General features: G+C 63.2%; 21 protein-coding genes. 8 read left to right on the forward strand and 13 right to left on the reverse strand.

The window, feature by feature from the left end:
- Window positions 1-55 precede the first annotated feature (55 nt).
- Both gltX and CDQ91_RS03605 read left to right on the forward strand, forming a co-directional pair.
- Complete coding sequence (gltX, locus tag CDQ91_RS03600; protein WP_237245795.1) at window positions 56-1,510, forward strand: glutamate--tRNA ligase; 1,455 nt, start codon at window positions 56-58, stop codon at window positions 1,508-1,510.
- Between the two features lie 37 nt (window positions 1,511-1,547).
- The gene (locus CDQ91_RS03605) at window positions 1,548-2,834 is read left to right on the forward strand and encodes a citrate synthase (protein WP_088471295.1); all 1,287 of its coding nucleotides are present in this window, start codon (window positions 1,548-1,550) and stop codon (window positions 2,832-2,834) included.
- A 58-nt stretch (window positions 2,835-2,892) separates the two neighbouring features.
- On the opposite strand, the gene CDQ91_RS03610 is transcribed toward CDQ91_RS03605, so the two are convergent.
- Genes CDQ91_RS03610 through CDQ91_RS03620 form a run of 3 tightly spaced genes read right to left on the reverse strand, consistent with a single transcriptional unit; the run spans window position 2,893 to window position 6,447 of the window.
- Complete coding sequence (locus CDQ91_RS03610; RefSeq protein ID WP_088471296.1) at window positions 2,893-4,269, reverse strand: sensor histidine kinase; 1,377 nt, start codon at window positions 4,267-4,269, stop codon at window positions 2,893-2,895.
- Window positions 4,266-5,174 carry a hypothetical protein gene (locus CDQ91_RS03615; protein WP_088471297.1) on the reverse strand — a complete coding sequence of 303 codons (909 nt, stop codon included), beginning with the start codon at window positions 5,172-5,174 and terminating at the stop codon, window positions 4,266-4,268. Before CDQ91_RS03615 ends, CDQ91_RS03610 begins: the two co-directional genes overlap by 4 nt.
- Window positions 5,175-5,232: 58 nt before the next feature.
- Window positions 5,233-6,447, reverse strand: a complete 1,215-nt coding sequence (locus CDQ91_RS03620) for a nucleotidyltransferase family protein (RefSeq protein WP_088471298.1) — start codon at window positions 6,445-6,447, stop codon at window positions 5,233-5,235.
- 315 nt (window positions 6,448-6,762) lie between these two features.
- Between CDQ91_RS03620 and gyrA the strand changes: the two genes are divergently transcribed.
- Both gyrA and CDQ91_RS03630 read left to right on the forward strand, forming a co-directional pair.
- Complete coding sequence (gene gyrA, locus CDQ91_RS03625) at window positions 6,763-9,447, forward strand: DNA gyrase subunit A (protein ID WP_419722540.1); 2,685 nt, start codon at window positions 6,763-6,765, stop codon at window positions 9,445-9,447.
- Window positions 9,444-9,752: a DUF952 domain-containing protein gene (locus CDQ91_RS03630; RefSeq protein ID WP_088471299.1), complete on the forward strand. Its 309-nt coding sequence runs from the start codon at window positions 9,444-9,446 to the stop codon at window positions 9,750-9,752. The genes gyrA and CDQ91_RS03630 overlap by 4 nt, the downstream gene beginning before the upstream one ends.
- A 154-nt stretch (window positions 9,753-9,906) precedes the next feature.
- Here the strand turns inward: CDQ91_RS03630 and CDQ91_RS20935 are convergent, their stop codons facing one another.
- The gene (locus CDQ91_RS20935; protein WP_144036678.1) at window positions 9,907-10,581 is read right to left on the reverse strand and encodes a hypothetical protein; all 675 of its coding nucleotides are present in this window, start codon (window positions 10,579-10,581) and stop codon (window positions 9,907-9,909) included.
- Window positions 10,582-10,795: 214 nt separating this feature from the next.
- Here CDQ91_RS20935 and CDQ91_RS03645 point away from each other — a divergent pair, with 214 nt between their 5' ends.
- Window positions 10,796-11,638, forward strand: coding sequence for a TauD/TfdA dioxygenase family protein (locus CDQ91_RS03645; protein WP_088471302.1), 843 nt, complete (start codon window positions 10,796-10,798; stop codon window positions 11,636-11,638).
- Window positions 11,639-11,642: 4 nt separating this feature from the next.
- On the opposite strand, the gene CDQ91_RS03650 is transcribed toward CDQ91_RS03645, so the two are convergent.
- Together CDQ91_RS03650 and CDQ91_RS03655 are read right to left on the reverse strand one after the other, a co-directional pair.
- Complete coding sequence (locus CDQ91_RS03650; RefSeq protein WP_201791852.1) at window positions 11,643-12,356, reverse strand: SDR family oxidoreductase; 714 nt, start codon at window positions 12,354-12,356, stop codon at window positions 11,643-11,645.
- Between the two features lie 55 nt (window positions 12,357-12,411).
- The gene (locus CDQ91_RS03655; protein WP_088471303.1) at window positions 12,412-13,104 is read right to left on the reverse strand and encodes a lysoplasmalogenase; all 693 of its coding nucleotides are present in this window, start codon (window positions 13,102-13,104) and stop codon (window positions 12,412-12,414) included.
- A 113-nt stretch (window positions 13,105-13,217) separates the two neighbouring features.
- On the opposite strand from CDQ91_RS03655, the gene trmFO reads away from it, so the two are divergent.
- The gene (gene trmFO, locus CDQ91_RS03660) at window positions 13,218-14,567 is read left to right on the forward strand and encodes a methylenetetrahydrofolate--tRNA-(uracil(54)-C(5))-methyltransferase (FADH(2)-oxidizing) TrmFO (RefSeq protein ID WP_088471304.1); all 1,350 of its coding nucleotides are present in this window, start codon (window positions 13,218-13,220) and stop codon (window positions 14,565-14,567) included.
- A gap of 99 nt (window positions 14,568-14,666) precedes the next feature.
- Here the strand turns inward: trmFO and CDQ91_RS03665 are convergent, their stop codons facing one another.
- Window positions 14,667-15,134 (reverse strand): EF-hand domain-containing protein, encoded by a 468-nt coding sequence (locus CDQ91_RS03665; protein ID WP_088471305.1) that lies wholly within the window; start codon window positions 15,132-15,134, stop codon window positions 14,667-14,669.
- Window positions 15,135-15,269: 135 nt separating this feature from the next.
- On the opposite strand from CDQ91_RS03665, the gene CDQ91_RS03670 reads away from it, so the two are divergent.
- The gene (locus CDQ91_RS03670; protein ID WP_088471306.1) at window positions 15,270-16,175 is read left to right on the forward strand and encodes a hydrogen peroxide-inducible genes activator; all 906 of its coding nucleotides are present in this window, start codon (window positions 15,270-15,272) and stop codon (window positions 16,173-16,175) included.
- Between the two features lie 116 nt (window positions 16,176-16,291).
- Here the strand turns inward: CDQ91_RS03670 and CDQ91_RS03675 are convergent, their stop codons facing one another.
- The 3 genes from CDQ91_RS03675 to pgsA are packed head-to-tail and all read right to left on the reverse strand — an operon-like array spanning window position 16,292 to window position 17,566.
- Entirely contained in the window at window positions 16,292-16,732 is a 441-nt protein-coding gene (locus CDQ91_RS03675) for a molybdenum cofactor biosynthesis protein MoaE (protein ID WP_088471307.1), read from the reverse strand.
- Window positions 16,729-16,986 carry a MoaD/ThiS family protein gene (locus CDQ91_RS03680; protein ID WP_201791853.1) on the reverse strand — a complete coding sequence of 86 codons (258 nt, stop codon included), beginning with the start codon at window positions 16,984-16,986 and terminating at the stop codon, window positions 16,729-16,731. Before CDQ91_RS03680 ends, CDQ91_RS03675 begins: the two co-directional genes overlap by 4 nt.
- 7 nt (window positions 16,987-16,993) lie before the next feature.
- Window positions 16,994-17,566: a CDP-diacylglycerol--glycerol-3-phosphate 3-phosphatidyltransferase gene (gene pgsA / locus CDQ91_RS03685; protein WP_088471308.1), complete on the reverse strand. Its 573-nt coding sequence runs from the start codon at window positions 17,564-17,566 to the stop codon at window positions 16,994-16,996.
- A 147-nt stretch (window positions 17,567-17,713) separates the two neighbouring features.
- On the opposite strand from pgsA, the gene CDQ91_RS03690 reads away from it, so the two are divergent.
- Window positions 17,714-18,985: an MFS transporter gene (locus tag CDQ91_RS03690; RefSeq protein ID WP_088471442.1), complete on the forward strand. Its 1,272-nt coding sequence runs from the start codon at window positions 17,714-17,716 to the stop codon at window positions 18,983-18,985.
- Here the strand turns inward: CDQ91_RS03690 and CDQ91_RS03695 are convergent.
- The 3 genes from CDQ91_RS03695 to nadC all read right to left on the reverse strand — a co-directional run bounded on the left by CDQ91_RS03695 (window position 18,982) and on the right by nadC (window position 20,861).
- The gene (locus CDQ91_RS03695; RefSeq protein ID WP_088471309.1) at window positions 18,982-19,209 is read right to left on the reverse strand and encodes a hypothetical protein; all 228 of its coding nucleotides are present in this window, start codon (window positions 19,207-19,209) and stop codon (window positions 18,982-18,984) included. The genes CDQ91_RS03690 and CDQ91_RS03695 overlap by 4 nt on opposite strands.
- A gap of 94 nt (window positions 19,210-19,303) precedes the next feature.
- A complete protein-coding gene (locus CDQ91_RS03700) occupies window positions 19,304-20,026 on the reverse strand; it encodes a ribonuclease T2 family protein (RefSeq protein WP_088471310.1) in 723 nt (240 codons plus the stop codon).
- Window positions 20,013-20,861 carry a carboxylating nicotinate-nucleotide diphosphorylase gene (gene nadC, locus CDQ91_RS03705; RefSeq protein ID WP_088471311.1) on the reverse strand — a complete coding sequence of 283 codons (849 nt, stop codon included), beginning with the start codon at window positions 20,859-20,861 and terminating at the stop codon, window positions 20,013-20,015. Before nadC ends, CDQ91_RS03700 begins: the two co-directional genes overlap by 14 nt.
- Window positions 20,862-20,955: the final 94 nt, after the last annotated feature.

The raw sequence follows: 20,955 nt of genomic DNA on the forward strand, positions 1-20,955 counted from the left end.
ACCCCCGTCCCCGCACCTGTATCCGGGGGCGACAGAGTGAGTGAAAGAGGACGTGGTGGCAACCGAAAATCAAGCAATTGCAGGCGAAGCGACCGGCGCCGATGTGGTGACGCGCTTTGCGCCCTCCCCGACCGGATTCCTGCATATCGGCGGTGCACGTACCGCACTGTTCAACTGGCTGTTCGCGCGCCATCACGGCGGCAAATTCCTGCTCCGCATCGAGGATACCGACCGCGCCCGCTCGACCGACGCCGCGATCGACGCGATTCTCGACGGAATGCGCTGGCTCGACCTCGACTGGGATGGCGAGACCGTATTTCAATTTGCGCGCGCCGACCGCCATGCCGCCGTCGCCGATGAATTGCTGGCCAAGGGCGAGGCCTATCGCTGTTATCTGACACAGGATGAACTCGCCGCGATGCGCGCCGAAGCGCAGGAAAAGCGCCTGCCCTTCCGCGTTCGCAGCCCTTGGCGCGACCGTAACGACGGCGACGCGGCCATCCCCCACGTCATACGCCTGCGCGCACCGCAGGAGGGCGCGGTGACGATCAGCGACCGGGTCCAGGGCGATGTCACCGTCCAAAATGCCGAACTCGACGATTTCGTCCTGCTGCGCAGCGACCGCACCCCGACCTATATGCTCAGCGTCGTCGTCGACGATAATGATATGGGCGTGACGCATGTGATCCGCGGCGATGACCATCTGAACAACGCCTTCCGTCAGGTTGCGCTGCTGCGTTCGATGAACTGGCGTGAACCCGTCTATGCCCATGTCCCGCTGATCCACGGCGCCGATGGCGCCAAGCTGTCGAAGCGCCACGGCGCGCTGGGCGTCGACGCCTATCGCGACGAAATGGGCTATTTGCCGGAAGCGGTGAACAATTATCTCCTCCGCCTCGGCTGGGGACATGGCGATGATGAGATCATCAGCCGCGCGCAGGCTGTGGAATGGTTCGACCTCGGCCATGTCGGCCGCTCGCCGTCGCGTTTCGATTTCAAGAAGCTCGAGAATCTGAACGGCCATTATCTCCGCGAAGCGGACGATGCGCGCCTTGCCGCGCTGGTCGCGCCGATGACGGCCAAACTGATCAGCCGCGACCTCACCGCCGACGATCAGACGCTGCTGACCAAGGCAATGGCAGCGTTGAAACCGCGCGCCAAGACCCTCCACGAAATCGCCGACGGTGCGACCTTCCTGTTCTTGCCCGAACCGCTGACCTTCGACGAAAAGGCAGCGGCGGTACTCACCGACACCCCGGCGGGTATGCTGTCGTCGATCGCCGACCGACTGCGCGCGCTGTCCGACTGGTCGCCGGAATCGGTCGAGGCCGCCATTCGCGAAGAAAGCGAAGCTGCTGGCGTAGGACTCGGAAAACTGGCCCAACCGCTGCGTGCCGCGCTGACCGGACGAACCATATCGCCGGGAATTTTCGACGTACTCCTGCTGCTTGGCCGCGATACCAGCCTGGCGCGACTTGACGCAGCGCACAATTTTCCGGCAGGGGCGTAGCCGATCTCAGCCTCAGCCCATTAATAAGGGGAAAGCCATGACCGACCAGACCGCGAAAATCACTCTGGGCGACAAGAATATCGAAAGCCCCGTGCTGTCCGGCACGGTCGGCCCGGATGTCGTGGATATCCGCAAATTCTACGCCCAGACCGGTGCCTTCACCTATGACCCGGGCTTCACCTCGACGGCGAGCTGCGAATCGCAGCTAACCTATATCGACGGCGACGAAGGCGTGTTGCTTCACCGCGGCTATGCGATCGGCGACCTCGCCGAAAATTCCAGCTTCATGGAAACCTGCTATCTGTTGCTGAACGGCGAACTGCCGAACGCCGACGAACTGGATACGTTCGAAAACACCATCACCCGCCACACGATGCTGCACGAACAGCTCGCGACCTTCTATCGCGGGTTCCGCCGCGACGCGCACCCGATGGCGGTGATGTGCGGCGTTGTCGGCGCGCTCAGCGCTTTTTACCCCGACTCGACCGAAATCCACGATCCGCGCCAGCGCATGATCGCCAGCCACCGGCTGATCGCGAAAATGCCGACGATCGCGGCGATGGCGTATAAATATTCGGTAGGCCAGCCCTTCGTCTATCCCGACAATTCGCTGAGCTACACCGGCAATTTCCTGCGCATGACCTTCGGCGTCCCCGCCGAGGAATATGTGGTCAATCCGGTCGTCGAACGCGCGCTCGACCGCATTTTCATCCTCCATGCCGATCATGAGCAGAATGCGTCGACCTCGACCGTCCGCCTTGCCGGTTCGTCGGGCGCCAATCCCTTCGCGTGCATCGCGGCGGGCATTGCCTGCCTGTGGGGCCCGGCGCATGGCGGCGCCAACGAAGCCGCGCTCAACATGCTGCGCGAAATCGGCACCCCTGACCGCATCCCCGAATATATCGCCCGCGCGAAGGACAAGAATGATCCGTTCCGCCTGATGGGCTTTGGCCACCGCGTTTACAAAAACTACGATCCGCGCGCGACGGTGATGCAAAAGACCGTCCGCGAAGTGTTCGACGCACTGAAGGTCAGCGACCCTGTATTCGAAGTCGCGCTGCAGCTTGAAGAAATGGCGCTCAACGATCCATATTTCGTCGAGAAGAAGCTGTTCCCGAACGTCGATTTCTATTCAGGTGTGATCCTGTCGGCGATCGGTTTCCCGACGACGATGTTCACCGCCCTCTTCGCCCTCGCCCGCACCGTCGGCTGGGTCGCGCAGTGGAACGAAATGATTTCGGACCCCGCGCAGAAGATCGGCCGTCCGCGCCAGCTGTACACCGGCCCGACGCATCGTCCCTATGTGGCGGTCGATAAGCGCTAAGCTTTCGATTTCAGACAGTCTCAAACGGCGGCGCGGGCAACTGTGCCGCCGTTTCGATTCAGATAGCCCGTGCAGGCAAACTCAGCGTAAAGCGCGCGCCTTGCCCCGGCGCGCTGTCCACCGTCAGGTCGCCGTCCATCGCACGCGCCAGGCGGCGGGCGATATAGAGGCCGAGCCCAGATCCGCCGCTGTCGGTGCGGCCCAGCCGCTCGAATTTCTCGAACACGACCGCCTGTTGCTCCGGGTCGATCCCTTGTCCCTGATCGGCGACGGTCACCATCGCCCGGTCTCCCTCGCGGTCGACGCGGATCCAGATCATCGAATTTTCGGGCGAATAGCGGATCGCATTGCCCAGCAAGTTGAGCAGGACCTGCAGCACGCGGCGAAATTCACCGGTCGCGGGCATCTGGTCGTCGGTGCGCGGCGCATCGATGCGAATACCCTTTTCCTCCGCCTTCATGCCGAGCAGACCTACCGCACGGCGCGCAAGGTCGCCGAGGTCGATTTCATCCTGCGCCGCCTTGAACCCGGGCCGTTCTATATTCTGAAGATCGGCCAGATCGTCGACCAGACCGAGCAAATGGCGCCCCGCATGCGCGATATCACCCGCATAGCGCGCATAGTCGGCGCGGATCGGGCCGTCGAACTGGCCCGAAATCGTCTCAGCCGTCGCGATGATGCGACTGAGCGGTCCGCGCAGCGCGCCATCGATCCGCCTCCCGAAAATCGGGTCGGACAGCGGCAAGGAGCCGAACGCTGGATCAACCAGCACTTGGGGCGGATGGGCCTCCACCGGCTCGTCCGTCGGTTCCGCAACACCACGAAAGCCAGTGAAGCGCGCCGTCGCATCGAACAATGCCTCGCCCGAAACCACCATCGAAACCCGGGCGGCAGGGCCATCGGCGCGCACGCGCTGCCCATCAAAGCCTATCTGCCGCGCCAAAGCGCGCAGCACCGGAAAACGGCCATCCTCGTCGGGCTGCAGTTCGAAGAGTTCGGACAGCGACTGTCCTTCCCACTCTTCGGGAATCGGCGGCGCCTCGGCTCCGGCACGCAGTGCGACCATGCGCAATTGCTGATCGCATTCCCACGTCCAGCTTTGCGGCGTCACGCTCGTCGCGGCCAGCGCCGGCATGAGCGGCTGAGCGACCGGACGCGTGCGCCAATCGCTGATTTCGACATTCGCGCCATCGGAATCGGGGATGATGCGGACGAGAGCATGCACATCGCTATGATCGTCGGCCGCATGGAGCGGGCGACTAAGGTCGGTCTGCAGTCGCTGGGCCAGCGCGACGAGCCGCGCCAGATGCGGCAGCGCCAGCGGTTTGCCGAGCCCCGCGCCCGCGCGCTGCTGCAGGCGCAGCAAGGGCGCATCGGCGCTGATGAGCAGGCCCGCTCGGTCGATGCGGCCGTGTATGATGTGCTCGCTTCTCATTTTCCGTCACCTTGACCCGCGACAGCGCGCGCCGAAAGCATCGCAAGCGACGCCTCGAGCGGCGCAAGCGCGATCCGGTCGAGCCGCAACGGCGCGAACAGCGACGGCAAGGCGGCGGTATCCGCCGTCAGCAAGGCCAGCGTCATATCACCATAGCTGCGGTGCAACGCGGCGGCAGCCAGCGCGATCAGCACCGGCCAGTCGTGCCGCGCGATTGCCGTCGCCGCCGTGTCGAACAATGCACCGCACTCCGCGAGCATATCATGATAGGCCTTGGCAGCGGCATCGATGCCACGCTCGTCGGCGTGGCGGTCCAGCGCCGCGCGCACCGCTTCGCCGAGCGCGGCAGCGCGGCGATGATCCTGGCTGATCTGGCCGAGGCGCCACGCCGCAATGTCGTGAAGCAGCGCGCGAAATATCATGGGATCGAGGTCGGCGATGCCCAGTGCCGGGTGACCGAGCGCGTCGAAACGGCGGCGGTCGGCGATTTGCAGCGTCAAATAGGCCTGATCAGCTGCGGACAATGGCTCGCGGACGGTCAGTTCTTCGTCGCTTGCCCCTGCGGGTTCGCGGGGGAGCATCTCGGGCGGACCGTTCTGCTGCGCGGATTGTTCGCGCCAGCGATGTTCCTCGGCACGCGCAAAACAGGCCGCCGCGAAGCGTTCGGGACCGGGCAGCCCGTCCGCCAGCCAGTCGCGCCACAGCGCCCCCGTATCGATCGCCGAATCGAGCCGTGCCGCAACATCGGTGATGAGCCGACCTGCAATGCCCAGCGAAAGCGCGCGTTGCTCCTCGGTCAGTCGCCCGGCCGCAGGCGCCGCCAGATAATCGGCAAGCTCGCGCAGACGCGCCGACAGCGTCGGCGACGGCAAGTCGATGCCGGGCAAGGAGGAGAATTCAGCCATGCGTATTCGCCAATAACAGCATGACGTTAATAGGCCTTAAACCTTGAAGCGCTTTGTTTTACCGGGATTCCGGTCGCCGTGCGAGGCGCACCCAGAGCAGGATTTGCAGCAACGCGAGCAACGGCAGGATCGCGAACATCAACGGCGCAAAGCCGAACAACAGCGCGGGCGCGAGCAATATCCACGCCTGATCGGCGTCGGGAAGCAGCCAGTGGAAACGCCTTCTCTCTCCCGAATCTTCATAAAGCCAGCGCGCGAGAAGGATCGCTGCGGCCAGACACGGCGCGAGCGCGGCCTCCGAAAAGGGCGGCATCTTGTGTGCGGGCCCCGCGAGCGACAGCAGCCAGGGGAAAATCGCGAGTAGCCCCCAGGCAAAGGTGCGGATCACCGCGCGCGCGCGGTCCTGCGCCGCGCTTTCGGCGCGAAATGCCGAGAGGAAGCGCATCCCCGCGAGGCCAAGGCCACCAAAGACGGCGATCAGCGCCCCGGCCGCCGCGAGCCCGCTCGCCGCGAGCAACGCGACAATGATCCACAAGAATGCCGTAATATAAGGCAGATAGCGCGCAGTATTCGGAGACTTCACGAGCAACGGTCCGGCCAGCCGGATGAGCGGCATCATGATCGCCGACCGACCGAGCCCCATCCCGCCATATTCCACCTGTTGCAGGCTCGATTGCTCGATCAGCGCCGCGGTCGGGCGGTCGGTAACGATCGCAATCTCACCTTGCTCGAACAGGGCCGGCTCGCAATAAAGCCGCCGCGCACCCGCCTGTACCGCAAGGCGCAGCAGCGTCAGCATCATGTCCCATTCGCCCGGCATCGCCGCAAGGTCGGCGACCATCTTGTCCGAAATGCAGGCGAGCCCGCCCCAGCGCCGCGTCGCGTCGATCCGCTCGAACCCCTGGGTCAGCATCGTGTCGCCGGTAACGAGGATCGCGGGCGACCCGGGCCGCGCAATGGCCGCATAATGCGTGCCGCTAGCGCGCAGCCCGTCGGCCACCAAAATGATCCGGTCGTCGCTTTCGACCATGTTCATCAGGTCGCCCGCGACGCGCACAGACGTCACCCGTATGCCGCGCCTTCGGATACGGTCACAGGTCGCGAGCAGTTCCGCGGGAACCGCGCCCACCGCAACCGCGATATGGGTCACGCCAACGTCCGCAAGCCGCGCCGCCTGCCGCTCGATCAGCGTCTCCCCCGCCACGGTGACGAGCGCGCGCAAGCTGCCATCGGGCAGCGTTTCGCTGGCGCCGATCAGCGCGATCAGGGCCATCGGCGGGCACCGGACGAAAAAACGGTCATCGCCGCCGACCTTTAGGGGCGAAGAGGCGATTGGCAAGCCGCGAAATTGCGGCAGGACGGCCCAAAAGCGCCACGATTTGCACGCCCCGGTGCGCGCGGTTTCCGACGCGCCCCGAACAGGAAAAATCTGGCCAAAAATCGCGCGAATCGCTGGCCTTCGCGGTCCCTATCGGCTAGGAAAAAAACATCTCCCGAAAGACAAAAAAAAGGCCGGGTCTTGACCGAAGAAAATGTGAATTTGCCGCCGTCGGAAGACGGCATTTCGTCGATCAACATCGTCGACGAAATGAAGACATCTTACCTCGATTACGCGATGAGCGTGATCGTCAGCCGCGCGCTGCCCGACGTGCGCGACGGCTTGAAGCCCGTCCACCGCCGCATCCTCTATTCGGCGCAGGAAGGCGGCTTTGTCCCCGGCCGTCCATATAAGAAATCGGCGAAGATCGTCGGTGACGTCATGGGTAACTATCACCCGCACGGCGACAGCTCGATCTACGACGCGCTCGCGCGCATGACGCAAGACTGGTCGATGCGTGCTCCGCTGATCGACGGTCAGGGCAATTTCGGCTCGATGGACCCCGATCCGCCGGCCTCGATGCGTTACACGGAAGCGCGCCTCGCCAAGGTCGCGATGACCCTGCTCGGCGATCTCGACAAGGACACCGTCGACTTCCAGCCCAACTATGACGCCAGCCGTCAGGAGCCGCAGGTTCTCCCCGCACGCTACCCGAACCTGCTGGTCAACGGCGCGGGCGGCATCGCGGTCGGCATGGCGACCAACATCCCGCCGCACAATCTCGGCGAAGTGATCAACGCGACGCTCGCAACGATCGACAATCCCGAAATCACCCTCGACGAGTTGATGGCAATCGTCCCCGGCCCCGATTTCCCGACCGGCGCGATGATGCTGGGTCAGGGCGGCGCCCGCAACGCCTATGCCACCGGACGCGGTTCGGTGATGGTACGCGCGACGCATATCATCGAAGAAGGACGCAACGACCGCCAGTCGATCGTGCTCACCTCGATCCCCTTCCAGGTCGGCAAATCGGGGCTGGTCGAGAAAATCGCCGAAGCCGCGCGCGACAAGCGGATCGAAGGCGTCGCCGACATCCGCGATGAATCGAATCGCGAGGGTGTCCGCGTCGTCGTCGAGTTGAAGCGGGACGCGACCGCCGAGGTCGTGCTCAACCAATTGTGGCGCCACACCCCGGCGCAGTCGTCCTTCCCCGCCAATATGCTGGCGATCCGCGGCGGCCGCCCCGAAATGATGGGGCTGAAGACGATCCTCGAGGCGTTCATCACCTTCCGCGAGGAAGTGATTACCCGCCGCTGCAAGTTCGAACTCGCCAAGGCACGCGACCGCGCGCACATCTTGCTCGGCCTTGTCGTCGCGGTGTCGAACCTCGACGAAGTCGTCCGCATCATCCGTGGATCTTCATCGCCCGCTGCGGCGCGCGACGCATTGTTGACGCGCGAGTGGCCGGTCGGCGACATCGCTCCCTATATCCGCCTCGTCGAAGCGATCGAGGGCGAGATGGAGGACAGCGCCACCTATCGCCTGTCCGAAACGCAGGTGAAGGCCATCCTCGACCTGCGCCTGCATCGTCTTACGGCCCTTGGCCGCGACGATATCGGTAAGGAACTCAAAGAGCTGGCGGATGAGATTGAGGAGCTGTTGAGTATCCTCGCCGACCGCAACAAGCTGATCGCCGTGATGCGCGAAGAACTGATCGCGGTGCGCGACGAATTCGCCACTCCGCGCCGCACCCTCCTCGCCCCCGCCGCCGACGGCATCGACGACGAGGATCTGATCGAGCGCGAGGAGATGGTCGTCACCGTCACCCTCGACGGCTATATCAAGCGCACCCCGCTCGACACTTTCCGCGCCCAGCGCCGCGGCGGCAAGGGCCGCGCAGGCATGGCGACGAAGGACGAGGATGTCGTCACCGAATTGTTCGTCACCTCGACGCACACCCCGGTGCTCTTCTTCTCGACCCTTGGTAAAGTGTACCGGATGAAAGTATGGCGCCTGCCCGAAGGCGGCCCCGCTACGCGCGGACGCCCGATGGTCAACCTGCTGCCACTCGGCAAGGATGAGACGATCTCGACCGTCCTTCCGCTGCCCGAGGATGAGGCAGAATGGGGCAAGCTCCACGTCATGTTCGCCACCGCCAAGGGCAGCGTGCGTCGTAACAGCATGGATTCGTTCACCAACGTTCCGACGAACGGCAAAATCGCGATGAAGTTCGAAGGTGAGGATGAGGATGATCGCTTGATCGGCGTCGCCCTGCTCGACGAGAGCGACGATGTGCTGCTCGCGACGCGCCAAGGTAAGGCGATCCGCTTCGCCGGCGACGACGTCCGCGAATTCCAGAGCCGCAATTCGACCGGCGTGCGCGGAATGCGGCTGAGCGATGGCGACGAGGTGATTTCGCTATCGATCCTCCACCGCGTCGGCACCACCGGCGACGAGCGCGAGGCCTATCTGCGCGCTGCGCCGTGGAAGGAAAATGAAAACGAACCGACGCTCGATGGCGAGCGGATGGCCGAACTCGCCGCGCGCGAACAGTTCATCCTGACCATCTGCTCCAACGGCTATGGCAAATTGTCGTCGGCCTATGAATATCGCCGCACCGGTCGCGGTGGTCAGGGGATCACCAACATCGACAATATCGGCCGTAACGGGCCGGTCGTGGCGAGCTTCCCCGCTACCAAGACACATCAGCTGATGCTCGTCACCGATCAGGCGAAACTGATCCGCATGGGCCTCGATTCGATGCGCGTCATCGGCCGCGGTTCGGCGGGCGTACGCCTGTTCGACGTCGCCAAGGACGAACATGTCGTGTCGGCCGCGCTGATCGAGGAAAGCGACGAGGAAGAGGCGGAAATCGTCGAAACCGAAGGCGCGGAAACCGAAGTCACCGCGACCGAAGCGGGAACCGAAACCGCAACCGACGGTACCGCCGAATGACCGCCTCGACGGCCTATAAGGTGCTGACTGCACAACAATGGGCCGATTTCGAGCGCGAACGCGTGTTTCGCGGCGCACCGGTGGATATCGCCGACGGCTATATCCACCTGTCGACGGGCGAACAGCTCGACGCGACGCTGGCCAGGCATTTCGCGGGCCAGACCGGCCTCATGATCGCCGAGGTGGACCTGATCCTCCTCGGCGACGCGATCCGCTGGGAAGAGGCACGCGGCGGCGCGCTCTTCCCGCACCTCTACGCCGAACTGCCGATCCACGCGGTAATTGGGCTGCAAAAGCGCGATTAACGCTTCGCAATTCCTTTTCGCCCTCCGACTTACTGGCGGTCCGGCGACGGACGCAGGATTAATTCTGACACAATAGGCTAAGAAGGTTTGTCTTCTTTGACGCAGGAAGCTGCCTATACACTTTCATGCCAAGCCCGATGAATAGCTGACGAGCTTAGCGTCTCGAAATGAGAGGCCATATCCATTCCATCTTCCGTCTTCGTGGCAGCTCGGCAGACTTCGCAGCCACAGAAGAGTAAGAAAACGCCGTCTGCTCGGCAGCCAAGTGTAGCAGTTGCTTCCTTCTATCGATGGCAAGCAAGAGGCGCGCGATGTGCGTGAAATTTTCCACGCCTGCGTCTGATAGAATTTTTCTCAGCGCCGCCTCGTCCTTCTGGCGATGGCTTCTTTCGAACTCGTCGCTCAGACCAGCATCCGCCACGCGCGACATCACTGATATTGAACCACCATCATATCCTTCTGCATCGGGCAAAAGTCGCTCAAACTTGTTGAGCCTCTGCCAATCAAAAGACTCTTTGACCCAAAACTCCAGAACCTGAAGCGTTTCGGACTGCATAGCCTCTCCGATACACCCGTTATGGCTGGGGGGATCACCCACGAACAAATCACCATATAAAGCCAACTGGTCACGAAGGTCGATATGGCCAGGAAATTCCGCAACGTCGAATATGGCATGACAAAACTGACAACGAGCGCGGACCAACGCGACCTGCGAACCGTAAACAGAGGCATCATGTGGATGGAATTGAGAATAGCGCGGTACACCCAGAAGCCACCATTCAGGAGGTTCCGGAATACGCTGTGTAATGTCGTCATAGGCAATAAACATGGCAACCTTGCTGTGATCGGCTTAAATTTCCTGAACATAGCTTTGGCTTCTTAACGAATTGCCGTTTCAGGTCTTTCGGCACGGCATCAAGCGTCCGCGATTAATACTAGCAGCATTCACTTGAGCCGGCGTGACGAGAAATGACAGCTCGCCTTGCGTCCGAAAACCACCGCTCCCAATTGACGCCATCCCCCGATCGGCGCAGCATCGCATCATGACGATCCACATCACCCCCAGCGGTCAGGCGTGCGGCGCGCGCGCCAGCGGCGTCGACCTCACCCAGCCGCTCGATCCCGCCACCGTCGCCGAAATCCGCGCCTCATGGCTCGACCATCATGTCCTCGCCTTTCCCGATCAGGCGATGAGCGACGACGATCTTGAGCGTTTCACCGGCTATTTCGGCGGCTTCGGCGACGATCCATTTATCGCGCCTATCCCCGGCCGCAGTCACGTCATCGCGGTGAAGCGCCGCGCCGACGAAACCTCGCCGCTGTTCGCCGAAAACTGGCACAGCGACTGGAGTTTTCAGGCGCGACCGCCCGCCGGAACCTGCCTGTTCGGGATCACCATCCCGCCCGTTGGCGGCAACACCGATTTTTCGAACCAGCACGCTGCGTTGGGCGCGATGCCGCCCGAATTGCGCGCAAAGATAGAGGGCCGCAACGCGATCCACAGCGCCCGCGGCGGCTATGCCCCCACGGGCATGTATGGCGCGAACGACAAGGGCCGCAGCATGGATATCAAATCAGGCGAAGCGGCGCTGGCAACGCAAACCCACCCCTTCCTCCGCCAGCATCCCGAAACCGGGCGCGAAGGCCTGTTCGGCTGCGCCGGCTATATTATCGGGATCGAGGGCATGGCCGATGAAGAGGCGCTGCCTTTGCTTTACGAGCTGCTGCAATGGCAGGGGCGCGAGGAGTTCCGGTACAGCCACGCATGGGAACCGAACATGCTCATCATGTGGGACAATCGCTCGGTCCTCCACCGCGCGACCGGCGGCTATGACGGCCACGACCGCCTGCTCCACCGCACGACGATCGCGGCTTGGGACGGCTGAGCTTTCAGGTCAGCGACAGTCCCCCGTCGATGTCGACCACCGTGCCGGTCATGAAGGGGCTCACCAGGCACGCCAATATCTGAAATGCAATTTCCATCGGGTCGGCAACCCGCGCCACGGGTTGCGGCGGTGGCGCGCTCGCCGGGTCGCGCGCGGCACGTAGCATCGGCGTATCGACAAGCCCCGGCGCGATGCAATTGACACGGATCGGCGCGAATTCAGCCGCGAGCACTTTGGTCAGCACCTCGACCGCCGCACTCGCTGCGACCACGGGTCCCCGCCCCGCGCGCGGACGCCGCGCCGCCGCGCCCGACGTCAGCACGATCGAGCCATCGTCGGCGATCCGCGCATAGCGGGCGATCAGATACGAACCCCAAAATTTGGAATCAAAGGTCGCGCGCGCCGTTTCGACCGGCAGATCGCGGACCTTTCCCGACCGCAACTGCGCCGCAGTGACGACAACATGATCGAAAGGCTCGCCGCCCGCAAAAAAGGCGGCAACAGCATCCTCATCGGTCATCTCAAGCGCCACGCCAATCGCGCCCGCACAGCACGACGCCGCAGCGGCGTTCGCTTTGTCAGCATCGCGGCCCGCCAGCGTGACCAGCGCCCCATAATGTGCGGCGCTTTGCGCGACGGCGAGCCCGATGCCCGAACTGCCGCCAACGACCAATATCCGCTTGCCCGCAAGCCTTTCGAAACCCGGGAAATTCATCATGACAGCGCGCTCCGAAAGCCTCTGCCAAAATGATTAGCATCCTATGTTTACCCTGTCATCGGCGAAGCAGGGTCGCCCCACCCTCGGCCTCGCGCGACAGCGTGCTGACAACACCCCAAGCGATCAGCGCCTGCCCGCCGAAATAGAGCGGCCAGACCAGCCAGCCGGTGACGCCCTTCGACAGCGCCCCGCCTTCGCCTGCGAAAATGAACAGGTCGCTCGCAAGGAACAGCATCGCACCGATGCCGGCGCGATAGCGCGGAAAACGGCTGATCCACGCCGCCGCCGCCATCGCCGCGACAATCGCGGTATAGCCGATAGCGGCCTTCACCAGCGACGGCTCGGCGCCACGCGCCATACCCCAGACGATGACAAGCGCCAGCGGCACCAGCGCCACCGCTAATATCTTCTGCGATGGCGTCAAACGCGGCCGACGATTGCGCAAATAGAGGTAGATCGCGATCAAATGCCCCACCGCGAAAGCCGCCGCGCCCTCGATCATCCCCATGGCATCGAGTGCCCAGTCGCCCAGTGCGCCAAACGCCATCACCGCGGCGATCAAGCGGCCATCGGTGCAGCGCGCATTTGCCGCCGCCCACACCGCCAGCAAGCCGACGCCCGTCGCCTTCCACAAATGGATTGCCGACCCGTCCAGGCCTTGCCGCACCGCGAAGAAATAGCTGATCCCGCCGGCCAGCGCCGCGAACCACAGCCAGCGCGCGCGATCCCAATTCAGCCCACCGTTCATCACCCACCCCTTTGCTTATCCCGCGCGACATGCCAGAGGCTGCCATCCCCTGTGCTCCGCGAGCCGATGCCTTTGCTCGCCGCGGATCGCGCGCATGTCAACGGAAACGACAAATGACCGACTATCAAGTGCATATCATCGGCGGCGGCCTCGCCGGATCGGAAGCGGCATGGCAACTCGCCGAGGCGGGCTATCGCGTCCGCCTGTCCGAAATGCGCGGCGGCGGCGACATGACCCCCGCGCATCAGGGCGACACGCTCGCCGAAATGGTCTGCTCGAACAGCTTTCGCAGCGACGATGGCGACAGCAATGCCGTCGGCCTGCTTCACCGCGAGATGCGGTCGCTGGGCTCGATCATCATGCGCGAGGCCGATCTCCACAAGGTGCCCGCGGGCTCCGCGCTCGCGGTCGACCGCGACCTTTTCTCGGGCGGCGTGACCCGCGCGCTTTCAGAACACCCCAACATCACCATCGTCCGCGAACGCATCGACACGCTTCCCACCGACGGGCTGACGATCGTCGCCACCGGCCCGCTCACCGCTGCGGGCCTCGCGTCGAGCATCGGCGCCGCGACCGGCAAGGACGCACTCGCCTTTTTTGATGCCATCGCCCCCATCGTTTACCGCGACAGCGTCGATATGGACATCGCGTGGATGGCGAGCCGCTGGGACAAGGTCGGGCCGATCGGCGACGGCAAGGATTATATCAACTGCCCGATGGACAAGGACCAATATCACGCCTTCGTTCAGGGGCTGGTCGATGGCGAGAAGACCGAATTCAAGGAATGGGAGACCAACACCCCCTATTTCGAAGGCTGCATGCCGATCGAGGTGATGGCCGAACGCGGCCCCGAAACCCTGCGCTTCGGCCCGATGAAGGGCGTCGGGCTAGACAATCCGCGCACCGGGCGCTGGCCCTATGCGGTCGTCCAGCTGCGGCAGGATAATGCGCTCGGGACGCTGTGGAACATGGTCGGTTTCCAGACCAAGCTGAAGCACGCCGCACAGGTCGAACTGTTCCGCACCATCCCCGGCCTCGAAAAGGCCGAGTTCGCGCGCCTCGGCGGGCTGCACCGCAACAGCTTCATCCGTTCGCCCGAATTGCTCGACGCGCAGCTGCGGCTCAAATCGGCGCCGCATATCCGCTTCGCCGGACAGATCACCGGGTGCGAGGGCTATGTCGAAAGCGCCGCCATCGGCCTGATCGCGGCGCGCTTTGCCGTAGCTGAACTCAGCGGACGCAATTTGTCGCCGCCGCCAGCCGACACCGCGCTCGGCGCGCTGCTCGGCCATATCACCGGCGGCGCCGACGCCGCGAGCTACCAGCCGATGAACGTCAACTTCGGCCTCTTCCCGCCGCTGGCCGAGGATGTGCGCAAGAAGGACCGCAAGCTGGGCTATACCGCGCGCGCGGGTGCCTCGCTGGCGGAGTGGATGAAGACGGCGGACGGCGGCGTCGTCTAACTCTCAATCGTCATTGCGAGGAGCCAAAGGCGACGCGGCAATCTAGGGTGGCTTAAACCGCTCTGAATTGCTTCGCTACGCTCGCAATGACGAAGCCGATCAGCAATTACACTTCGGCTTAACCGCCGGTTTCGGCGCCGTCGTCGCAAACTCCGCGCGCGTCAAATCGCCTGACTTGTCGCCATCGGCCCCGGCAAAGCGCTGCCCCGTCGCCGCGGCCCATTCCTCGAAGGTCAGCAGATTATTGCCGTCCTTGTCGAGTTTGCGAAACGCCGCAGTCCGCGACGACATCAACTCCACGCGGCTGATCCGATCATTGCGATCGCGGTCGAAGCGATTGAAGCGCCGTTCTTCACGCGACGCCTCTTTCGCGGCAGGCAGCGCGGGCGGCGCCGGCCCACGCTTCGGCGCGCCCGCTCCGGCAACCGGAATCGCGGCCATCACCGGCGGCGGTTCGGGAAGAACCTCTTCCTCCGCGATCTGCGTATGCCCTTTCCACAGGAAGACCCCGCCGGTGAGCAGCAAAGCGCTCGCAATGCCGCCGATCAGAAAACGGGAAACCGCCATAACATCCCTCTCGCCCCATATTTCGCAAGACTATCATGCCACGCCGGAGGCCAACAGCAAGCCTCGCCATTTCGGCGCCAAATAATAATCGACAGGATCATTCAAAATTGGCGTCGTCATTGCTATATCCGATCAATGCAAAACTACCTGCCCTCGCTCAAACAGATGCAATATCTGGTCGCGCTGCACGAACATGGCCATTTCGGCCGCGCCGCCGATGCGTGCAACGTCACCCAGTCGACGCTGTCGGCGGGGGTCCGCGAACTTGAAACCTTGCTCGGACAGACTTTGGTCGAACGCACCCGCCGCGTCGTGCGCTTCACCGCGCTCGGCAACGCCATCGTCGCAAAGGCACACCGCGTGCTGCGCGAGGCAGAGGAACTCGCCGAGATGGCCGCCGCCGCCGCCGCGCCGCTGGTCGGCGAACTCCGCATGAGCGTCATCCCGACCATCGCCCCCTTCCTGCTGCCCAGCCTGTTGCCACGGCTGCGCAAGGAACGCCCGTCGCTGAAACTCTTTCTACGGGAGGAGCCGAGCGCGCAGGCGTGCGAGTCGCTGCATCATGGCACCGTCGACTGCGTACTGCTCGCCCTCCCCTATGCCTGCGGCGATGTGGAGAGCGAAAAGCTGTTCGACGATGCGCTGTTTGTCGCCTTCCCCGGCGACCAGTCCGAAAATCTGCCCGCGATGGTCAGTGCAGATCAACTCGACCCGTCACAAATGCTGATGCTCGAGGATGGCCATTGCCTGAAGGATCATGTCCTCGCGGCGTGTAACCGCCCTGAGCTCCGCGCCGGGGCGCGGATGATGGGGACGTCGCTGCACACGCTCGTCCAGATGGTCGACAATGGCCTTGGCATCACCATGCTACCGCAAATGGCGATCGATGCCGGAATCCTCGACCATACCGACATCGATACGCGCCCGCTCGATTCGGACCATGACTGGCGAACGATCGCGCTGGTGTGGCGCAAGGGCAGCCCGCGCGCCGAGGAGTTTCAGATGCTTGCCGATATTTTCCGCAAGCATCAGGCGAGCTAAGAAACCTCGCTATTGCCAGCTGACGAACCCCACTTCGTCACCCCGGACTTGATCCGGAGCCTGCCTGTCTTGAAGGAAAAGGCGGGTACCGGGTCAAGCCCGGTATGACGGATTAGTCAGTCCCAACGCCCCGCACGCGCATGATCGCCCTCGCGCGGCTCAACCCATTGCACCCGGCCATCGGAAAAAGTCTCACGCTTCCAAAGCATGACGTCGGTCTTCAACCGGTCGATCAGAAACTCGCACGCCGCCAGCGCCTCGGCGCGGTGCCGACTGCTAGCCAGAATAAGGACGATCGTTTCGCCGGGCGTCATCCCGCCAACGCGGTGGATCAGCGTCAGCGCCGCCAATTGCCAGCGGTCGGCCGCGACATGCGCCAGATCGGCCAGGCTTGCTTCGGTCATGACGGGATGATGCTCAAGAAACAGCTCGATAAGCCCATCGTCGCCGCGCACCCGGCCAATGAAACTCGCGGTCGCGCCATGCCCACCCGCATCATGAAGGTCGATTTCGGCGGGAACGTCGATCGCCCCGCTCTGAACCGCGACGCGGATCATCCGCCAGTGACCGGCGGGAACAACGCAACCTCGCCCGCACCCGCAATTTTCGTGCCGGGCACCGCCATCATACCATCAATAGCCGCGCGAATACGGTCGGGCTCGGCAAATGCCTGCCCTCCCCGCTCATCGCGCGCCGCAAGCCAGCCGATCAGATCGGCTACCGTCGCGACCTCGGCAGGCGGTGCGGCATCTTCCTCCGCGACACCCATATGCTCGCGGACCCAGGCGAAATAGGCGAGACGCAGCGCCATCGGCCTCTCAGTCCATATGCTTCAGGCCGACGCGCAGATAGTCCCATCCGGTGACCAGCGTCAGCGCCGCGGCGCCCCACAAAGAGGCAAGCCCGACGGTCTTGATCCACATCATTTCGGGCAGCGCCCCCGCCAAAATCAGCGCGCCGAAAGCCACAAGCTGAAAGGTCGTCTTCCATTTCGCAAGCTGGGTGACCGGCATGGATACCTGCAATGTCGCCAAAAATTCACGCAGCCCCGAGACAATGATCTCGCGCAACAGGATCATCAGCGCCGCGATGACATGATAACCGGTGATGTCACGGGTGAAGACGAGCAGCAAAATCACCGCCGCGATCATGATCTTGTCGGCGATCGGATCAAGGAAAGCGCCCAACCGTGACACGATACCGCGCGAGCGCGCCACATAACCGTCAAAATAATCGGTAATGCCCATCAGGCAGTAAAGGCCAAAGGCGAGCGCATAGTCGATCGGCTTCGGCTGATGCGATCCTTCGACCACCCCCGGCCACAGCAGGAAGAGCAAGATGGGCACCGCCAATATCCGCGACAGCGTCAAGATGTTCGGTAAGCTGAGCATGACCCCTGTTCCCCGCCAGCACGGCGCCGCTGTATCAAAATGGGCTTTGACCCTGCATCCCCTAACCGATAAGCCCCCCGCGCGACAACCAAATTGCCCGACCGGGCATCGGTTGCGCATATGTTGGACGATCAGAATGGGCTTTGCATGACCGGTTCCTTTGCGCTGATGAAGCAACGCCGGTTCCTGCCTCTGTTCACAACCCAATTTCTCAACGCCTTCAACGACAATTTCTACAAGATGGCGATGGTAATCCTCGTCACCTTCACCATCTATAAAGACCCTGAAACCGAAGCCTGGTTCAACGCGCTCGCGGGCGGTCTGTTCATCCTTCCCTTCTTCCTTTTTTCCGCGCTCGCCGGGCAACTCGCCGACAGCACCGACAAGACGAAGATGATCCGCATCATCAAAACGGCGGAAATCGGCATCATGGTCGTCGGCGCGATCGGTATCTGGCTGCACAATGTGCCGCTGATGCTGCTCGCGCTATTCGCGATGGGGACGCACTCGACCTTCTTCGGCCCGATCAAATATGCGATCCTGCCTCAGCATTTGCAGGACGATGAAGTTCTCGCGGGCACCGGCTGGGTCGAGGCGGGAACCTATATTGCGATCCTCGGCGGCACCATTGTCGGCGGACTGACGCCCCCGCATATTGCTATTCCCGGCATCATCATCGTCGCCGTCATTGGCCGGCTGACCGCCAGTTTCGTGCCTTCTGCGCCGCCCGAAAAAGAAGCCGAAGGGCTGGTCATCGACCACAATGTCTTTCGCTCGTCGTGGCGGCTCGTCAATTCAACGATGCATATTCCGCGGCTGTTCCTCGCGATCGTCTCGATCAGCTTTTTCTGGGCGATCGGCGCGATCCTCGCAGCGCAGTTCCCGCCGCTCGTCAAAAACGCCCTCGGCGCCGACAACACCGTCGCGACCCTGTTCACCGCCATTTTCTCGGTCGGCGTCGCGATCGGCTCGATCATCGTCAACCGGTTGCTGAAGGGCAAGGTTTCCGCGCGCTATTCGCCGGGATCGGTGATCGTCATGGGCCTGTTCGTTCTCGACCTTTGGTGGTCGGTGAAAAACTGGGTCCACGCCGACGGCAAGCTGATGAACTGGCTTGAATTTCTGTCGCTGACCGCTGGCGACCGCATCATTGTTGCGCTGCTCGGCATTGCGATCGCAGGCGGCATGTTCGTCGTGCCGCTCTACGCCTTCCTCACCACCACCGTCGCCAAGTCGCAGACCGCGCGCACGATCGCCGCGAACAATATCGTCAATTCGGGTTTCATGGTCGCCGCGACGCTGCTGCTCAGCGTATTGATCGGCCTTGGGCTGACGATCGACGACACGCTGCTGATGGTCGCGGTGATGTGTCTTGTATCGGCTCTGCTCGCCTGGCGCCTTCACAAAGCCTGCGATTAAATCAGGAACATCATCGCCGCGGTAAAGAAGATCGCGAAGCTCTGCAGGAACAGGCGCGCGTCGCCGCCCTGCGACCAGAAGCCGCGCTCTTCGCGGTGCGCCGCCAGCGCCCGGCGCAATTCGCCTTCCCAATCCGTCGGCGCGCTCAGCCGCGCGATCGTCAGCTGGCGGGCACCATGCGCCCGAATACGGCCGCGAATGTCGATATGGTCGTCCGAGTCCATGGCCCGCAGGCTATGACCATCTTAACCACTCGGTAAGGTTAAAAGAGCGTTAATGCGCGACTGTCTCGTCGCGGGACGCGTCGCTCGATGCTTCCTAACGCCCCGACATCGGCCGCACCCGCACCGGCCGGTTATCACGCGCACCGGTCTGGAACGGCTTGCACCGCTGCGGCCGCATCCGCGGTCCCAGGCACAGCCGAACCTCGTCGAGCCACCCCTGCCTGTCGATCGCCACCGCAATCATCGGTTCGGAAACCCCCGGATTGACCCGGGCAAAGGCACGGCGAATACTCCCCGCGGTCTGCGGCTTTGCGGCGAGAGCCTTCATGTCGGGAAAGCGCACCGCGCGGAACAATATCTCGGCCGAACGAAAATAGGCCGCGGGATTGGGGCTCATGCACGTTCCATGCTTCGCCCATTCGTGCTGGAGCAGCTGCGCCGACGGAGTCATGCACAGATGTTTGCGCAGCACCGGCTGCGGCACGATTTTCGCAGGACGGCACCATTGCGGATAGCCCGGCGTCGCCGCCTCCGGCCACAGACCATGCAGCACCCAGCCAAAGCGACCATTCTCGCCCGAACATTGAAAGCGGTTGCGTGCGTCCTTCGGGTTGCGCACATCGGTACAATGCTGCGGCGACCAGCTCATGCTCAGCAGATAGCCTGCGGTCTCGGGCTTGCGCACCGGTTCGCCACGCCTCGGCTGTTCGACCCGCGGAACCGGGATACGGTCAGGGATCTGGCACGCCAATGCCTGCGCCTCGGCCGCCGTCGGCGCGAGCAACAGGCCGAGAATCGCGAAGCTAGGCCAGCGCAAAATCGAGCCCGATGTCGGCGGCGGGCGCCGACTGGGTCAGGCGTCCCACCGAAACATAAGTGACGCCGGTTTCGGCAATCGCGCGGATCGTGTCGAGCCGCACCCCACCCGACGCCTCGACCGGAACCCGGCCACCGACGATCGCAACCGATTCGCGCAAGGCAGAAAGGTCCATATTGTCGAGCAACAAATGCGTCGCCCCCGCGCCCAGCGCGCCTGCGACCTGATCGACGCGGTCGACCTCGACGATGATGTTCGCAATCCCCGCATCGACCGCGCGGCGCACCGCCTCCTCGACCGATCCGGCGACCGCGACATGATTGTCCTTGATCATCGCCGCATCCCACAGGCCCATGCGATGATTGGTCGCGCCGCCCATTCGCGTCGCATATTTTTCGAGGACGCGCAGGCCCGGAATGGTCTTGCGCGTATCGAGCAGCACCGCACCCGTCCCGGCAATCGCATCGACATATTGCCGTGTCATCGTCGCGATGCCCGACAGATGTTGCACCGTGTTGAGCGCCGACCGCTCGGCGGTCAGCATCGCGCGCGCATTGCCCGACAGGCGGATGAGGTCGGTTCCCGGGGTAACCTGTGTCCCCTCCTCGACCAATATTTCCATATCCATGTCGGGCGCGAGCGCGCGAAAGAAATGCTCAGCGATGGGGAGGCCCGCAACGGTGATCGCGTCGCGGCTATCCATCACACCGTCGAATCGTGCGTCGGCGGGAATGACGGCCATCGAGGTAACGTCGCCTCCCGCCCCCAAATCCTCGGCGAAAGTCGCACGAACGAAGGCATCGAGGTCGAAATCGGGGAGCGTGAAATTTGTCATGCAACCCGCGATAAAGACTGGCGGACGCAAATCAACTTGACGTTTACGTCAACTGGCGCTGACATGCGGTTAAATAACAAAAAGGAGAGGTTCC

The organism is Sphingopyxis witflariensis (assembly GCF_002205635.1).
Taxonomy (GTDB): domain Bacteria; phylum Pseudomonadota; class Alphaproteobacteria; order Sphingomonadales; family Sphingomonadaceae; genus Sphingopyxis; species Sphingopyxis witflariensis.

What these genes read in the sequence shown, in the direction of transcription:
- pgsA (WP_088471308.1), bottom strand. Translation starts at nt 17,566, where the DNA reads ATGCTCAGCTTACCGAACATCTTGACGCTGTCGCGGATATTGGCGGTG.
- CDQ91_RS03630 (WP_088471299.1), top strand. Translation starts at nt 9,444, where the DNA reads ATGACCGCCTCGACGGCCTATAAGGTGCTGACTGCACAACAATGGGCC.
- CDQ91_RS03655 (WP_088471303.1), bottom strand. Translation starts at nt 13,104, where the DNA reads ATGAACGGTGGGCTGAATTGGGATCGCGCGCGCTGGCTGTGGTTCGCG.
- nadC (WP_088471311.1), bottom strand. Translation starts at nt 20,861, where the DNA reads ATGACAAATTTCACGCTCCCCGATTTCGACCTCGATGCCTTCGTTCGT.
- CDQ91_RS03615 (WP_088471297.1), bottom strand. Translation starts at nt 5,174, where the DNA reads ATGGCTGAATTCTCCTCCTTGCCCGGCATCGACTTGCCGTCGCCGACG.
- gyrA (WP_419722540.1), top strand. Translation starts at nt 6,763, where the DNA reads ATGAAGACATCTTACCTCGATTACGCGATGAGCGTGATCGTCAGCCGC.
- CDQ91_RS03695 (WP_088471309.1), bottom strand. Translation starts at nt 19,209, where the DNA reads ATGGACTCGGACGACCATATCGACATTCGCGGCCGTATTCGGGCGCAT.
- CDQ91_RS03620 (WP_088471298.1), bottom strand. Translation starts at nt 6,447, where the DNA reads ATGGCCCTGATCGCGCTGATCGGCGCCAGCGAAACGCTGCCCGATGGC.
- CDQ91_RS20935 (WP_144036678.1), bottom strand. Translation starts at nt 10,581, where the DNA reads ATGTTTATTGCCTATGACGACATTACACAGCGTATTCCGGAACCTCCT.
- CDQ91_RS03645 (WP_088471302.1), top strand. Translation starts at nt 10,796, where the DNA reads ATGACGATCCACATCACCCCCAGCGGTCAGGCGTGCGGCGCGCGCGCC.
- CDQ91_RS03605 (WP_088471295.1), top strand. Translation starts at nt 1,548, where the DNA reads ATGACCGACCAGACCGCGAAAATCACTCTGGGCGACAAGAATATCGAA.
- CDQ91_RS03690 (WP_088471442.1), top strand. Translation starts at nt 17,714, where the DNA reads ATGACCGGTTCCTTTGCGCTGATGAAGCAACGCCGGTTCCTGCCTCTG.
- CDQ91_RS03650 (WP_201791852.1), bottom strand. Translation starts at nt 12,356, where the DNA reads ATGATGAATTTCCCGGGTTTCGAAAGGCTTGCGGGCAAGCGGATATTG.
- trmFO (WP_088471304.1), top strand. Translation starts at nt 13,218, where the DNA reads ATGACCGACTATCAAGTGCATATCATCGGCGGCGGCCTCGCCGGATCG.
- CDQ91_RS03610 (WP_088471296.1), bottom strand. Translation starts at nt 4,269, where the DNA reads ATGAGAAGCGAGCACATCATACACGGCCGCATCGACCGAGCGGGCCTG.
- CDQ91_RS03665 (WP_088471305.1), bottom strand. Translation starts at nt 15,134, where the DNA reads ATGGCGGTTTCCCGTTTTCTGATCGGCGGCATTGCGAGCGCTTTGCTG.
- CDQ91_RS03680 (WP_201791853.1), bottom strand. Translation starts at nt 16,986, where the DNA reads ATGGCGCTGCGTCTCGCCTATTTCGCCTGGGTCCGCGAGCATATGGGT.
- CDQ91_RS03670 (WP_088471306.1), top strand. Translation starts at nt 15,270, where the DNA reads ATGCAAAACTACCTGCCCTCGCTCAAACAGATGCAATATCTGGTCGCG.
- CDQ91_RS03675 (WP_088471307.1), bottom strand. Translation starts at nt 16,732, where the DNA reads ATGATCCGCGTCGCGGTTCAGAGCGGGGCGATCGACGTTCCCGCCGAA.